13 protein-coding genes and 1 tRNA gene are annotated in these 14,091 nt (G+C 63.8%); 9 read left to right on the top strand and 5 right to left on the bottom strand.

All coding sequences use genetic code 11. The features are described 5' to 3' along the window. Nucleotides 1-8 precede the first annotated feature (8 nt). On the top strand, nucleotides 9-800 hold the full coding sequence (locus AC1D0O_RS08725; protein WP_477653138.1) for an IclR family transcriptional regulator: 792 nt from the start codon (nucleotides 9-11) through the stop codon (nucleotides 798-800). Between the two features lie 116 nt (nucleotides 801-916). Here the strand turns inward: AC1D0O_RS08725 and AC1D0O_RS08720 are convergent, their stop codons facing one another. Beyond that, a complete protein-coding gene (locus AC1D0O_RS08720; RefSeq protein WP_436156572.1) occupies nucleotides 917-1,138 on the bottom strand; it encodes a hypothetical protein in 222 nt (73 codons plus the stop codon). 193 nt (nucleotides 1,139-1,331) lie between these two features. Here AC1D0O_RS08720 and AC1D0O_RS08715 point away from each other — a divergent pair, with 193 nt between their 5' ends. Next, the gene (locus AC1D0O_RS08715; protein ID WP_477653137.1) at nucleotides 1,332-1,766 is read left to right on the top strand and encodes a DUF1841 family protein; all 435 of its coding nucleotides are present in this window, start codon (nucleotides 1,332-1,334) and stop codon (nucleotides 1,764-1,766) included. A gap of 56 nt (nucleotides 1,767-1,822) precedes the next feature. Here AC1D0O_RS08715 and AC1D0O_RS08710 read toward each other — a convergent pair whose 3' ends face one another. Further along, entirely contained in the window at nucleotides 1,823-2,518 is a 696-nt protein-coding gene (locus AC1D0O_RS08710) for a c-type cytochrome (RefSeq protein ID WP_477653136.1), read from the bottom strand. A 135-nt stretch (nucleotides 2,519-2,653) separates the two neighbouring features. Here AC1D0O_RS08710 and AC1D0O_RS08705 point away from each other — a divergent pair, with 135 nt between their 5' ends. The 7 genes from AC1D0O_RS08705 (at nucleotide 2,654) to AC1D0O_RS08675 (ending at nucleotide 11,735) form a co-directional block, all read left to right on the top strand. Further along, nucleotides 2,654-3,508 (top strand): AAA family ATPase, encoded by an 855-nt coding sequence (locus AC1D0O_RS08705; protein ID WP_436156569.1) that lies wholly within the window; start codon nucleotides 2,654-2,656, stop codon nucleotides 3,506-3,508. 13 nt (nucleotides 3,509-3,521) lie between these two features. Further along, nucleotides 3,522-3,749, top strand: coding sequence for a hypothetical protein (locus AC1D0O_RS08700; protein ID WP_477653135.1), 228 nt, complete (start codon nucleotides 3,522-3,524; stop codon nucleotides 3,747-3,749). Nucleotides 3,750-3,751: 2 nt separating this feature from the next. Further along, complete coding sequence (locus AC1D0O_RS08695; protein ID WP_477653134.1) at nucleotides 3,752-4,339, top strand: GNAT family N-acetyltransferase; 588 nt, start codon at nucleotides 3,752-3,754, stop codon at nucleotides 4,337-4,339. Between the two features lie 25 nt (nucleotides 4,340-4,364). Then, nucleotides 4,365-5,579: a vWA domain-containing protein gene (locus AC1D0O_RS08690; RefSeq protein WP_477653133.1), complete on the top strand. Its 1,215-nt coding sequence runs from the start codon at nucleotides 4,365-4,367 to the stop codon at nucleotides 5,577-5,579. Between the two features lie 113 nt (nucleotides 5,580-5,692). Beyond that, on the top strand, nucleotides 5,693-7,633 hold the full coding sequence (locus tag AC1D0O_RS08685; RefSeq protein WP_477653132.1) for an autotransporter assembly complex protein TamA: 1,941 nt from the start codon (nucleotides 5,693-5,695) through the stop codon (nucleotides 7,631-7,633). Next, nucleotides 7,633-11,589, top strand: a complete 3,957-nt coding sequence (locus tag AC1D0O_RS08680) for a translocation/assembly module TamB domain-containing protein (RefSeq protein WP_477653131.1) — start codon at nucleotides 7,633-7,635, stop codon at nucleotides 11,587-11,589. Before AC1D0O_RS08685 ends, AC1D0O_RS08680 begins: the two co-directional genes overlap by 1 nt. 71 nt (nucleotides 11,590-11,660) lie before the next feature. After that, a tRNA-Arg gene (locus AC1D0O_RS08675) sits at nucleotides 11,661-11,735 on the top strand. 32 nt (nucleotides 11,736-11,767) lie between these two features. Here the strand turns inward: AC1D0O_RS08675 and AC1D0O_RS08670 are convergent. The 3 genes from AC1D0O_RS08670 to AC1D0O_RS08660 all read right to left on the bottom strand — a co-directional run bounded on the left by AC1D0O_RS08670 (nucleotide 11,768) and on the right by AC1D0O_RS08660 (nucleotide 14,087). After that, a complete protein-coding gene (locus tag AC1D0O_RS08670) occupies nucleotides 11,768-12,517 on the bottom strand; it encodes a trypsin-like peptidase domain-containing protein (protein ID WP_477653130.1) in 750 nt (249 codons plus the stop codon). A 35-nt stretch (nucleotides 12,518-12,552) separates the two neighbouring features. Then, entirely contained in the window at nucleotides 12,553-13,503 is a 951-nt protein-coding gene (locus tag AC1D0O_RS08665; RefSeq protein WP_477653129.1) for a DUF5677 domain-containing protein, read from the bottom strand. 80 nt (nucleotides 13,504-13,583) lie between these two features. Next, a complete protein-coding gene (locus tag AC1D0O_RS08660) occupies nucleotides 13,584-14,087 on the bottom strand; it encodes a PDDEXK-like family protein (RefSeq protein WP_477653128.1) in 504 nt (167 codons plus the stop codon). Nucleotides 14,088-14,091 lie beyond the last annotated feature (4 nt).

The raw sequence follows: 14,091 nt of genomic DNA, 5'->3' as shown, positions 1-14,091 counted from the left end.
CCCGCACCATGGCAAACGCCGCATCCACACCCGCCACAGCCCACAAGCCGGGCGACGGCTACGTCCAGTCCTTCGCGCGAGGGCTGGAGGTCATACGCTCTTTCAGCACCGACGCGCCGCGCCAGACGCTGACCGAAGTCGCCGGGCGCAGCGGCCTGAGCCGCGCGGGCGCGCGCCGCATTCTGCTGACGCTGGAAACGCTGGGGTATGTGCACAACGACGGCAAGCTCTTCAGCCTCACGCCGCGCATCCTGGACCTGGGTTTTGCCTACCTGTCCTCCATGCCGATCTGGAACCTGGCCGAGCCGGTGATGGAAGCGCTGGTCGGCGAAGTCAAGGAGTCGTGCTCGGCCGCGGTGCTGGACGGCACGGACATCGTCTACGTGCTGCGCGTGCCCACACACAAGATCATGAGCATCAGCCTGGGCGTGGGCTCGCGCCTGCCGGCCTATTGCACCTCCATGGGCCGCATGCTGTTGTCGGCCCTGCCCGAAGCCGAACTCATGAAGTGCCTGCAGGCCTCAACATTGACGGCCCGCACCAAATACACCGTGACCGATGTGAAAGAGCTGGCGGCCAAGGTCGCGCAGGCGCGCAAGCAGGGCTGGTCGCTGGTCAACCAGGAACTGGAAGAAGGATTGGTGTCCATGGCCGCGCCCATCACCAACCGCGCCGGCCAGACGGTGGCCGCCCTCAACATCAGCGGCCAGGCCAACCGCACCAGCGCCAAGGCCATGCAAGAGAGCATGCTGCCGCAGTTGCTGGCAGCGGCGCATGCGATTTCTCGCATGCTCCCATAGGCTCCCCCCCCGTCCAGGCTCACTTCGTGTAGCCTGTTCCCCCCTTCCAGGGGACGGCGCCTGCGGTCTGGCAAAGCCAGTCCCGCGGCCCCTGCTGGAGTGGAACGGAGCGTAGGCTATGACTTCTTGAAGCCCACGACAAGTACGACCGCACCCAGCACGATAGCCCCCAGGCTCAGCCACTGCGGAATGTTGACCGACTCTTTTTCCTTCACGGTCAGCTGGATGGGGCCCAGCTTGGCGGCCGTCGTGTCCTTGGTGAAGCTGAAGCCGCCGGTGAAAAATCCGGCCAGGCCCAAAACGATCAGGACAATGCCTGTGATGCGTGCTGCGTTCATCTGAAATCTCCTCGCCGGGCTGTGAATGGTTATGGAGTGGCCTTGCCCCGGAACTTCGCCACTGTGCTTCGTAATGTAGGCAGGGGCAGAGAAGCTGTCTGTAGGACGTAGCCAGCCAGCCCTGTGGCCCGAGCGCTGAAAAGCACAACCCCAGGCCGGCATTGGAAAACACCTGCGTGATACGCTTTCGCCCATGTTCACGCCCTCGCAAGCCGACGTTCGTCGCTTCTTCTGTTCCGTCTATGCCAAGGCCCGCGCCGGCCAGCCCATGGAGGCGATTGAAACCATCGCCAGCCAGTGGATCGAAGAGCACCCCGAATACCATGCGGATTTCGCCGATGCCGACGGCGCGCTGGAAAAGATGTACGACGTCGAGGCCGGCAAGACCAATCCGTTTCTGCACCTTTCCATGCACCTGTCGATCAGCGAGCAATGTTCCATCGACCAGCCGCGCGGCATACGCCAGGCCGTGGAGTTGCTGACGGCCAGGCGCAACTCCCTGCACGACGCCCACCATGAAACCATGGACTGCCTGGGACAGATGGTCTGGGAGAGCCAGCGCGCGGGACGCCCGCCAGACGGTGCTGCGTACATAGACTGCGTTCAACGCCGGGCAACAAAAGACTGACCAACAAAAAAGCCGCTTGATGAAGCGGCTTTTTTTGTTGGACGGGACCTTCCGGCTTAGCGGAATTTCTTCTGCGGAATGGTCTTCAGGTCGCCGTCGATCGAGGCCAGGTAATTGGCCAGCTGTTTGAGTTCGGCATTGGTGTACTGCTTGGCCATGCCGGCCATGATCACGTTGCCGCGGCCGACTTTGGGGTTTTTGCTGTCGGCCGTGTAGGACTTGAGCGCCACAAACAGGTAGTCGGCGTGCTGGCCACCGAGCTTGGGGTAAGCCGGGTCGGTCGGCGTGCTGAAGTTGCCACCGTGGCAAGATTTGCAATTGGCTTTGTCCAGCAGGGCCTGGACCGCGGCGCCGGGTTCCTTGCTGGGCTTGACCGGTTCGGAGGCGGCCTGGGCTGGCGCCTTGGCCACCTCGGCGGCCGTCATGCCGTCGGCGCTGTAGTGGGCGGCGAGGTCGGCGATGTCCTGGTCGGTCAGGGAGTCGGCGATGGCGCGCATCGTCGGATGTTTGCGCTCGCCTTTTTTGTATTCATTGAGCGCGGCGATGATGTATTTGGCGCCCTGGCCGGAAATTTTCGGGACCTTGTAGACCTCGGGGAAGGAGGCCTGGTAGCCCTGGATACCGTGGCAGCCTATGCACATGGCATTCTTGGTCTCGCCGGCCTTGGCGTCGCCCTTGACTTCCTGGGCCAGGCTGGCAGCCGTCGCACAAGAGACAGCAACGGCGAATATCGTGGTGAACAGCTTATTCATTTTGCGCGCACAATCAGGTGGGAATTCATCTTATAAACAACCCCGGATTATATCTGGGCCTGTTGCCCCCAAGCACCGGCTGTTTTTCAAACCAAGAGAATAGCCCCCCAAACCCGCCCACATTGACGCCAGACCATGAAATTCCAAGGATCCAAGAACTACGTCGCCACCCAGGACCTGATGCTTGCCGTGAACGCCGCCGCCGCCCTGAAAAAGCCGCTGCTGGTCAAGGGCGAACCCGGCACCGGCAAGACCATGCTGGCCGAGGAAGTGGCCGAGTCGCTGGGCCTGCCGCTGTTGCAATGGCACATCAAATCGACCACCAAGGCGCAGCAGGGCCTCTATGAATATGACGCGGTGTCGCGCCTGCGCGACTCGCAGCTGTCCACCGTCGACGGCGGCGAAAAAGTCAAGGACATCCACAACTACATCGTCAAGGGCGTGCTGTGGCAGGCCTTCACCTCGGAAACGCCGGTGGCGCTGCTGATCGACGAGATCGACAAGGCCGACATCGAATTCCCCAACGACCTGCTGCGCGAGATCGACCGCATGGAGTTCTACGTGTACGAAACGCGCGAGCTCATCAAGGCCAGGCACCGCCCGCTGGTGTTCATCACCTCCAACAACGAAAAAGAACTGCCCGACGCGTTTTTGCGCCGCTGCTTCTTCCACTACATCAAGTTCCCCGACGCCGACACCATGAAGCAGATCGTCGACGTGCATTTCCCGGATCTCAAGAAAGAGCTGCTGACGGCCGCGATGAAAACGTTTTACGACGTGCGCAACCTGCCCGGCCTCAAGAAAAAGCCGTCGACCAGCGAGCTGCTGGACTGGCTCAAGCTGCTGGTCGCCGAAGACATCCCGCTGGACGCCCTGCAAAGCAAGGACGACAAAGTCGCCGTGCCGCCGCTGGTGGGCGCGCTGCTCAAGAACGAGCAGGACGTGACCCTGTTCGAGAAGCTGGTTTTCATGCAGCGCAACAATCGCTGAACGGGATCCACACATGAGCCAAAAATCCTTGCTGGTCGAAGGCCTGTCCGACGCGGTCGGTTTTGTCGGCGGTGCGCTGCTCGGCTTCTGGGCCGGCCACCTGCTCGGTTTCGATATTTTTGAATCCGGCTACGGCAACGGCGCCATCGCCGGCATCGTGCTGGTTGGCCTGGGCGGCGGCTTCGGCCTGCAGTTGGCCAGGCGCTGGAGGAAGCGGCAAAAACCCGAAGGAGAGAACTGAGCATGGCCTTTGTAGCCCCCGTCACACTGGAGGCGCGCGGCGTCAAGCTGGTGCCCCTTGCCCTCGAACACGAAGCCGGCCTTCAGGCCGCGGCCGCCGACGGCGAGCTCTGGAAGCTGCGCATCACCTCCGTGCCCGAACCGCATGAAACCCGCGGCTACATCGAGACCGCGCTGGCCACGGCCAACCGCTTCGCCTTCGCCGTGACCGACGCGGCCAGCGGCGAAGTGCTGGGCTCCACGAGTTATCACGACATCGTGCCCAACCTCAAGCGCGTCGAGATCGGCTACACCTGGTATGCCGCGCGCTGCCAGCGCACCCACGTCAACACCACCTGCAAATTGCTGATGCTCACGCATGCCTTCGACACCTTGGGCTGCAACATCGTGGGTTGGCGCACCGACAACTTCAACCACGCCTCCCAGCGCGCCATCGAGCGCCTGGGCGCCCGCAAGGACGGCGTGCTGCGCGGCCATGCGCTGCGCCGCGACGGCACCATACGCGACACCGTGATGTACAGCCTGGCCGCCGGCGAATGGCCAGAAGTCAAAGCGCAACTGCTCTACCTGCTGGACAAACCCCGAACCTGAAGCGCTTGCCGCCAAGGAGTCCTCCATGCTCATCGATTTCTTCTACACCTTGCGCTCGGCCAAGCTGCCGGTCTCCGTCAAGGAATACCTGATGCTGCTCGAAGCGCTGCAGGCCGGCGTGGTCGGCCCGAACAGCGACAAGCTCGAAGCCCATGCGGGCGAAGGCGCCTGGAAGATCGACGACTTCTATTACCTGAGCCGCACGGTGCTCGTGAAGGACGAAAAAAACTACGACAAGTTCGACCGCGCCTTCGCCGCCTACTTCAAGGGCGTCGAGATGCTGGCCGACTTCACCAAGGACATCCCGCTCGAATGGCTGCGCAAAAACCTCGAGCTCGAACTGAGCCCCGAGGAAAAAGCCAGGATCGAAAAAATGGGCTGGGACGAGCTCATGGAAACACTCAAGAAGCGTTTTGAAGAGCAGAAGGAACGCCACGAAGGCGGCAGCAAATGGATAGGCACGGGCGGCACCTCGCCCTTCGGCGCCAACGGCTTCAATCCCCAGGGCATACGCATAGGCCAGGAAAAAAGCCGCAACAAGAGCGCCGTGAAAGTCTGGGACCAGCGCGCATACAAGGACTACGACGACACCCAGGAGCTCGGCACGCGCAACATCAAGGTGGCGCTGCGCCGCCTGCGCAAGTTCGCGCGCCAGGGCAACGTCGAAGAGCTGGACCTCGACGACACCATACGCTCCACTGCCGCCAATGCCGGCTGGCTGGACATCAAGATGGTGCCCGAGCGCCACAACAACGTGAAGGTGCTGCTGCTGATGGACGTGGGCGGCACCATGGACGAGCACATCCACCGCGTCGAGGAAATGTTCTCGGCCGTGAAAGCCGAGTTCAAGCACCTCGAGTTTTATTACTTCCACAACTGCGTCTACGACTTCATGTGGAAGAACAACCGCCGCCGCTTCAGCGAAAAATTCCCGACCTGGGACATCATCCGCAAGTACAACAAGGACTACAAACTCATCTTCGTCGGCGACGCGACCATGAGCCCCTATGAAATTTTGCAGCCTGGCGGCAGCGTGGAATACAACAACGAGGAAGCCGGCGCCGAATGGATGCAGCGCCTGACCAATGCTTTCCCCAAGTTCGCCTGGATCAACCCCGAACCGCAAGGCGTCTGGCAATACCGGCAAAGCATCGCCGTGATCCAGCAACTGGTGAACCAGCGCATGTTCCCGCTCACCATCAAGGGCCTAGAAGAGGCCATGCGCCTGCTCTCTAAATAATAAGCGTCCGCCTCCTACGCGGGCACGCGGGGGTGCTCAAGTAAACTGCCCCCGTGACCCCTCCCAGCACCCACAGTTCCCAGTGCGCACGGACGGCCACCCCGGCAGGACTGATGACAGCCAGCGCCGGCCTCATCCCTGCCCTCGCCCTCCTTGCGGCCCTGCTGGCGCCCCCGGCCGGCGCGCAGACGGCTGCGCCCATGGACAGCAGCACGGCACCGCCCTCAGTCGTCAAGCAGACCGCGCCCGCCCCGCCGCCCCCTCCTGAAAAAGTCACGCCCGAACCCACACCGCAAGGCGCCACCGGCCCGACCAGCGCCCAGCCCGAGGTCACGGCCTTCGACATCGCGGTGCGCGCGCCGCAGCCCGTCAAGGGCCTGCTCGAAAAACACCTGGAGCTGCAGCGCTACCGCGCCGTGACCGACCTCGACGAGGCCGAGCTGGCGCGGCTGATCGTGCTGGCCGAGCGCAATGTGCGCAATCTGGTCGGCACCCTGGGCTATTTCAGCCCCACCATCACCATCACGCGCGAAGGCGGCACCGTGGCCTCCGGCCAGCGGCCCACCATCGTGGTGGCCGTGGAACCCGGCCAAGCCACCACCATAGGCGCCGTGGCCATAGACTTCGCCGGCGACATCGCCGAATCGCCGGACCGCGACGCGCAAGCCCAGCGCGCCGGCATTCAGCGCGACTGGCGCCTGTCCGTGGGCCAGCGCTTCACGCAGGACGCCTGGGACAGCGCCAAGACCCAGGCCCTGCGCGACCTGGTGGCACGCCGCTACCCGGCCGGCAAGCTGGCCGGCAGCCTGGCCGACGTCGATGCGCCCGAACACAGCGCGGCGCTCAGCCTCAAGCTCGACTCAGGCCCGCTCTATCGCCTGGGCCCCCTGCAGGTCACCGGCGTCGAACGCTACGACCCGGTGCTGGTGCCGCGCCTGGCGCGCCTGACCACCGGCGCGTCCTACGACCAGTACCAGCTGGTCGAGGCGCAGCAGCGCTTGGCCGCCAGCGGCTACTTCGATTCGGCCTACATTTTTGTCGACCCCGAAAGCGACCCCAACGCCGCGCCCGTCCAGGTGCAGGTGCGCGAGGCCAAGCTGCAAAAAATCATCCTGGGCGTGGGCGTCACCACCGACAGCGGCCCGCGCGCTTCGGTCGAACACACGCACTTGCGCGTGCCCGGCACCAACTGGCGCGCCGTCACCAAGCTGCAGCTTGAAAAGAAAGCCCCCTTCGCGCAGACCGAATGGACTTCCATTCCCGATGAATCCAACTGGCGATGGGTGGCGCTGGCGCGCGCCGAGCGCGTCGACGACGATCAACTCGTCACACGCTCCGGCCGCCTGCGCTTCGGCCGCACCCAGGCCGGCGACCGCATAGACCGCAACGTCTATTTGCAATACGACAGGGCCAGCGTCAGCGGCAGCGGCCAGATCAACAGCTCCGCCGCCGACGTCGGCGACGGTTCGGCCCTCACCGCCAACTACGTCTGGACCGGGCGCTACTTCGACAGCCTGATCGCCCCGAACAAAGGCTACGGCCTGGGCTTTGAGCTGGGCGCCGGCAGCACCATGGGCTCGCAGCACCTGCCCCTGGGCCGCGCCGTGGGCCGCTGGCTCGGCATCGTGCCGCTGGAGCGCGGCCGCATCGCGCTGCGCGCCGAAGGCGGCGCCGTGATCGCCAAGGACTCGGCCCGCATTCCCGGCACCCTGCTGTTCCGCACCGGCGGCGACACCACGGTACGCGGCTACGGCTATCGCGACATCGGCATCAAGCTCGACAACGGCGTCATAGCCCCCGGCCGCTACCTGGCCGTCGGCAGCGTCGAATACCAGCGCCCCATGCTGAAAGACGGCCGGCCCAGCGAGTGGGAGAACACCTTTTTCATCGACGCCGGCGCCGTCGCCGACAACCCCAAAGACATGAAACCCTCCGTCGGCATCGGCACCGGTGTGCGCTGGCGCAGCCCCATAGGCCCGCTGCAGATAGACCTGGCCTACGGCGTCAAACCCAAGCAGCTGCGCCTGCACGTCAGCGTGGGATTTGTTTTCTGATGGACGCGCCAACCCAACCCAGCGCTTCCACACCAGCAGCGGCAGCGCCCCGCCCACCGCGCCGCTGGCTGCGCGCCACGGCCTGGGCCGTGGCCGGTGTTGCCGCGCTCGCCGTCACCGCCACAGGCGGCGCCTGGTGGTGGGCCGGCACCGACGGCTCGCTGGCCACCGCGCTGGCCTGGATCGCCCGCTCGCAGCCCCTGAGCGCCGAACGCGTCACCGGTTCGCTGCGCGGCGGTGGCCACATCGACCAGCTGGTCTGGCAGCAGGACGGCCTGCGTGTGGATGTGCGCGACCTCACGCTGGCCTGGCAGCCCTGGTCGCTGCTGCACGGCACGCTCAAGGTGAATCGCCTGGCCGCCACCAGCGTGCAGGTCGACGACCAGCGCCCGCCCTCCACCACGCCCTCGGTGCCGCCCTCGGCGTTGGGCCTGCCGCTGCCGGTGCTGCTCGAAGGCTTCTCCGTCGGCCGGCTGCAATGGACCGGCGGCGCGGCATTCACCGCGTCCAGCATCAGCGGCCACTACGCCTTTAACGGCCTGTCGCACCAGCTTGAATTGCTCAGCGCGCAGTTCGCGCAAGGCCGTTACAGCGGCAAGGCCTCGCTGTCTTCGCGCGGCGCGCTGCAGCTCGATGCCAGCCTCAACGGCGCACTCGATGCGCCCCTCCCAGGCGGCAAAACCACCGTGCCGCTGGCCTTCAAGGCCACGGCCAAGGGCCCGCTCACCGAGCTGCTGCTCAAGGCCGATTTGCAGATGCAAACGCAGGCGCGCAAAGGCCAGCCGCAACCACAAGCCAGCGCCTCGGCCCGCGTCATGCCCTGGGCGCCGCAACCGCTGCCGCAGGCCGACGCGAATTTCCGCGACCTCGACGTCGCCGCCTTCTGGCCCGAAGGCCCGTTCACCCAGCTGACAGGCAGCGCCAGCGTGCGGCCGGCCGACAGCGCCGCTGTGTCGTCCACTTCCGCGTGGGGCTTGCAACTGCAGTTCGCCAATGCCCAGCCCGGCCCCTGGGACCAGCACAAACTCCCGCTGGAGCGGCTCGAGGGCCAGGGCGAATGGCGCGGCGGCGCGGCCCTGGTGCGCACGCTCAAGGCCAGGCTGGGTGGCGGCGAGCTGCTGGCCAGCGGCGAATGGGCCGATACACCTGCCACCTCCACAGCGCCCAAAACACCGGCCTGGAAACTGCAAGCCAGCCTGCAACAGGTCAACCCCGCCCTGCTGCACAGCCAGCTCGCGCCGCTGCCGCTGGACGGCAAGGCCCAGGCCCACAGCCAAGGCGCAGCCATTGCCTTTGACGCGAATGTCCAGGCGGCGCGCAACGATGCCAACGCCAAGAACAACCCCCTGGGCGCGCTGCGCCTGCGCGACGCCAGCGCCACCGGCAGCTGGAACGCCGAACAGGCCGGCGGCACCCTGCTGCTCTCGGCCCTGCGCGTGCGCAGCGACGACGCTGAACTGAGCGGCCAGCTTGAAGCCCAGCCCGCCGCGCAAGGCGGCAAGGGCAAACTCACGCTCACCGCCCCCGGACTCGATGCGCAAGTGCAAGGCGAGCTGCGCCCCGCCAGCGGCAAGGGCGACTTGAGCCTGCGCGGCCGCGACATGGCCCAAACCCTGCGCTGGCTGCAAAAGCTGCCCGGCATGCCCAATGGGCTCAAGTCCGCCTCAGCCACCGGCGGCGCCGAGCTGCAGGCAAGCTGGCAAGGCGGCTGGCAGGACCCGGCCCTGCAGGCGCGGCTGGACCTGCCCTCGCTGGACTGGCGCATGGCGACCGCCGCACCGGCCGTCGCGGGCGCACCTTCCGCGGCGGACGCAGAGCTCATCAAGATCCGCGCCTTCCAGGCCACACTCTCGGGCCGCCTGAGCCAGGCACAGCTCAACACCCAGGGCCGCGTCGAGGCCGGCGCGCGCCGCTACACACTGCAATTGGCGGCCGAAGGCGGGCGCGGCGCCGCGTCTCGCCAAACCCCGCTGGCCGAATCGGCCTGGCAAGGCCTGCTGCAGCAGCTCAGCCTCAGCGTGCAAGACCCCGCACTCGGCACAGGCGCCTGGCAACTCAAAACCCGCAACGCCGTCCCGCTCAAATGGACGCCTTCACGCAACGGCGGCGCATTTGAAAGCGGCGCCGGCGAGGCGCTTCTCATCGCGCCGCCTTCCGGCGCCTCCGGTACTTCGAGTGCTTCCACGCCCTCGCAGGCCACCCTCGCCTGGCAGCCCGTACGCTGGCGGCCGGGCCGCGAGCTTGTTACCGCCGGCAAGCTCAGCGGCCTGCCCCTGGCCTGGATAGAACTTTTCGCCGGCCCGCAAATGGCCGGCGCCGGCCTGGGCGGCACCCTGCTGCTTGACGGCGACTGGGACGCCACGCTGGGCGACACCTTGCGCCTCAAGGCCAGCCTGGCGCGCAGCAGCGGCGACATCACCGTGCAGGCCGAAACCGCGCAAGGCACCTCGGCGCGCGTGGCGGCCGGCGTCAAGGAAGCACGGCTCTCGCTGCAGAGCGAGGGCGAGGCCGTCACGGTCGCGCTACGCTGGGACAGCGAACGCGCCGGTACCGCCGACGGCCAGCTGCGCACGCGCCTGGGGCGCGCGCCCGCCACGGCCGGCGGCGGCTGGCTCTGGCCCGCCGACGCGCCCCTGGCCGGCCAGCTGCGTGCGCAGTTGCCGCGCATAGGCGTGTGGTCGGTGCTCGCGCCGCCGGGCTGGCGGCTGCGCGGCTCGCTGGGCGCCGACGTCGCCATCAGCGGCACACGCGCCGCGCCGCAACTGGCCGGCGACCTACAGGCCGACGACCTGGCCTTGCGCTCGGTGGTCGACGGCATCGAGTTCGGCAACGGCAAACTGCGCGCCAAGCTCGACGGCACCCGCATGCGCATCAACGAGTTCACGCTGCAGGGCGCGGGCGACAAAGGCACGGGCGGCATTCTCACGGCCCAGGGCGAAGCCGGCTGGGTCGAAGGCAAACCCCAAGTGCAGCTCAATGCCAAGCTCGAGCGCCTGCGCGCCAGCATACGCACCGACCGCCAGCTCACGGTCTCCGGCGAGGTGCAGGCCGGCCTCAAGGGCCAGCAGAGCGAACTCACCGGCAAGCTGGTGGTCGACCAGGCCCGCATCATTCTGCCCGACGAAGGCACACCGCAGCTAGGCGACGATGTGGTGGTGCGCAGCACGCGCGGCGCGGCGGCCGGCCAGAAGGCGCCGGCCCAGGCCGGCAGCGACACCGCCGACCGCGACGCCCGCCCCGTCAAGCTGGCCGTCGAGCTCGACCTGGGCCGCGACTTCCGCATCCAGGGCAAAGGCATAGACACCCGCGTGCGCGGCACCCTGGCCCTGAGCGGCGACAGCCTGCGCGACCCGCGGCTCAACGGCACCATCAACACCGCGGGCGGCCAGTACCGCGCCTACGGCCAGCGCCTGGACGTCGAGCAAGGCATGCTGCGCTTCACCGGCGCCATCGACAACCCCACACTGGACATCCTGGCCATACGCCCCAACCTCACGCAGCGCGTCGGTGTGCAGATCACCGGCACCGCCCTGCTACCTCGCGTGCGCCTCTATGCCCAGCCCGAATTGCCCGACGCCGAAAAACTCTCCTGGCTGGTGGTGGGCAGATCCTCCGCCTCCGGCGGCGCCGAAGCCGCACTGCTGCAGCAGGCCGCCCTGGCCCTGCTCGGCAGCAAAGGCGGAGGCGGCATGTCCGGCGGCCTGGCCGCCTCGCTGGGTCTCGATGAACTGTCCTACCGAGGCGCATCGAGCAACACCGACGGCAGCACCACCGAAAGCGCCCTCACCCTGGGAAAACGATTTTCACGCAACTTCTACGCTGCGTATGAACGCACGATCTCGGGCGCACTCGGCACCCTCTATGTGTTCTACGACCTGTCGCAACGCTTCACCGTCCGCGCCCAGGCCGGCCAGCAAAGTGCGGTGGATTTGATCTTCACCGTGCCTTACGACTGAGGCTCTTTCCGCGGACGCGAAAACAGGCCTCCGCCACCGAATACAATCACGGCTCTCTCTCCAAGAGAAGTGCGGCCATAGTTCAATGGATAGAACGGCCCCCTCCTAAGGGGCAGATAGGGGTTCGATTCCCTTTGGCCGCACCAACATCTACACCCGACTCGCTGCTGTGCGCAGTTTATGTCTGCTGAAGACTCAGTGTGTAAGCGTAGTACACAAGCTCAGCAATGATGTATGCCTTCCAGACCTTGCCTATGTCGGAATCCTTGTTGACCCTGCCACTGTAGATACCGAGTAAAACGTAATCGTCATTTCGGTTGCCATAAAACTGATCCAAGTCCAGCTTCGCGACTACGGGAGAACCAGACTGTCCTTCTCTAGTGCGGCAGTCGATAAGAAAAACAGGTTCGCCGCCGTGATTGATTTCTGGCTCTGACGCCACGAATCCCGTTGCCCAAATTCCCATAGAGACAGCTGTCCTCAAGCCGAATGGGAAACCTACAACGTGGACAGGATCGGCGCATCTAATCGCATTGTGCGTGTTCGCAGTCGCAGCGAACGGCAACAGCGCAACATTCTCAAGTTCAATTAACGGTAAGGCCACAACATCCGCAGTGGACTTATAGGAAGGATGCTCGACCCATCTAGGGTCGTCACCATCAAACAAATGCTCCACCGTAGTGATGAAGGTACCGAAGTTACCGCTGAAGTTGTGGGTGATGCGCAGGTTGTCAGGCGTTCCGAGGGTCGGGCTTAAGCACTTGTCGGTTTCGTTGTTCCTGCCAGTAACGTTATGCCTGTTGGTGATTAGGTAAGGCGCCTTGTGCGGGGCCATCACTACAAAACCGGTACCTCGCGACAACACAGTTTCTCCCTTCCGCATCTCAATATGCAGAGCTTGGGTTGAGGGCTTAGAAATGGTCGTCACTGGCTGACTGTAACTGTGCCGAGTTAGGGGAGGCGCTAACTCGGAGAGGATGAAGGTGATCGTTCATCTCTACGCATTGGATCGCCATCTTTCCATGCGCGAGGCTTCTTAGCGGTGTCAGGACCGTAGCTTGATTCAAAGTCCTCTCGTAGAAAATTCCAACGCCCCACGACGCGCTTTTCATCCTCGCTTGCACCATCAAGGATTTGCTGTGCGACAGGGAACAACCGCGCATAAGTCTTAATCATGCGGGCAGTCATGTTGCAGGAAACACCTATAGCCATCCGAGACAGTTCCTTTTCCATTGGCTCATCAGCCTGGCCGATCTGCAGTGCGGATATATAGCTGGAATGCGAGTAGGAGCAAAGGTACGAATACAGTCCCTCCAATTGCTTTGAATGGAACCCCACCTGCACCGCAATTTCCTCGATGCTTTGTCCCATTCGCCACTTCCCTAACAGCAACGCTTTCTGCGCTCCATTTGATATTTTCTTGAAATGTTCATTGGACCTGATTTCCTCACACAACTTCTCACAGCGTTCCCGCTCAAAGGCTTGTTGCCGTTTCGCCATGTCACTACGAGTCGGCGTGCCAGCGCGCTCTTTTAACCCAGCAACCACCCATGTTAAATATCGAAAGTAGCTGAGAGACTCATCCGATGGACCGAAGACCCACTCGAACACGATAAAGTTCTCTAGAAGCGCTCGCGTGATTACGTTGATCGTGCCATGGTCTATGAAACTATGCTCCCCTTTGTCATGTTCGATCTTCGTTCCTTCAGCAGTTCTTAACAACGTCCGTAGGTGATAAAGGAACTTTTTAGCGAGAAATTGATGGTCGTTTTTCCATCCATCGCCATCAGCTATCGGCTGTCCGCCTTGAGCTTGCAACATGCGAATGAGCAAAGGCAGCATCGTTTCTAAATACCGCAACGGGTCAAATTGATTGTTGGGTGCAGCCGCATGACTTGTGTCTGGACTCGACATATCTCCCCCTTTAGCTACCTAGTCAAAATCCCACGAAGAAAACCCGGCAAGGTCGTCCTTTTATGGCGTGTGGGTTTCCCTCAACGTGCACCAAATCTAGTCTCAAGATCAGGCGGCGGCAGGAGCAATCTTGAGAAATCCCTGCATAGATATTTCTCGTAACGCTCCTTCACATACTCCTCGCGTTCTCCGGTCACTTTGTTCTTCCGCATTCCATTGAACCAGAGGCTGCGCTTGCCCACGTTGATTCCGGTTTTGTTCTGTACGGCTTCGGCGATAAATTCATCGGACGACATTACAAAGATCGCGTCGAGGCGTTCGGAATAGAAGACAAACCAATAGTTGTGACGAAGCTCGTGCGTAATCGCCGCAAACAATGCGCCATCGCCAAGTTTCACAGTGCTGGAGCGAGCTTTGATTTGAACTTCTATAAAGCTGCCGTCGGTACGTTTTATCACCGCATCAATGGCATTGTCATCAACCAGCGGTAGATAAACGTCCAAACCCTGCTTAAGCATCAGGCCAACAATCCAGTATTCAATGCGCTTGCCAAAACCGGCGGAATGTCGGAATGAAATTGTCATAACC

Source organism: Polaromonas sp. P1_F2 (assembly GCF_056405735.1).
The sequence above is the reverse complement of the archived record's forward strand: the minus strand, read 5'-3'. Positions and strand labels throughout refer to the sequence as shown.

Bases quoted from the DNA above. Each gene is read 5' to 3' on its own strand.
- AC1D0O_RS08665 (WP_477653129.1), bottom strand. From the start codon at position 13,503: ATGTCGAGTCCAGACACAAGTCATGCGGCTGCACCCAACAATCAATTT.
- AC1D0O_RS08695 (WP_477653134.1), top strand. From the start codon at position 3,752: ATGGCCTTTGTAGCCCCCGTCACACTGGAGGCGCGCGGCGTCAAGCTG.
- AC1D0O_RS08705 (WP_436156569.1), top strand. From the start codon at position 2,654: ATGAAATTCCAAGGATCCAAGAACTACGTCGCCACCCAGGACCTGATG.
- AC1D0O_RS08690 (WP_477653133.1), top strand. From the start codon at position 4,365: ATGCTCATCGATTTCTTCTACACCTTGCGCTCGGCCAAGCTGCCGGTC.
- AC1D0O_RS08680 (WP_477653131.1), top strand. From the start codon at position 7,633: ATGGACGCGCCAACCCAACCCAGCGCTTCCACACCAGCAGCGGCAGCG.
- AC1D0O_RS08685 (WP_477653132.1), top strand. From the start codon at position 5,693: ATGACAGCCAGCGCCGGCCTCATCCCTGCCCTCGCCCTCCTTGCGGCC.
- AC1D0O_RS08700 (WP_477653135.1), top strand. From the start codon at position 3,522: ATGAGCCAAAAATCCTTGCTGGTCGAAGGCCTGTCCGACGCGGTCGGT.
- AC1D0O_RS08725 (WP_477653138.1), top strand. From the start codon at position 9: ATGGCAAACGCCGCATCCACACCCGCCACAGCCCACAAGCCGGGCGAC.
- AC1D0O_RS08710 (WP_477653136.1), bottom strand. From the start codon at position 2,518: ATGAATAAGCTGTTCACCACGATATTCGCCGTTGCTGTCTCTTGTGCG.
- AC1D0O_RS08660 (WP_477653128.1), bottom strand. From the start codon at position 14,087: ATGACAATTTCATTCCGACATTCCGCCGGTTTTGGCAAGCGCATTGAA.
- AC1D0O_RS08720 (WP_436156572.1), bottom strand. From the start codon at position 1,138: ATGAACGCAGCACGCATCACAGGCATTGTCCTGATCGTTTTGGGCCTG.
- AC1D0O_RS08715 (WP_477653137.1), top strand. From the start codon at position 1,332: ATGTTCACGCCCTCGCAAGCCGACGTTCGTCGCTTCTTCTGTTCCGTC.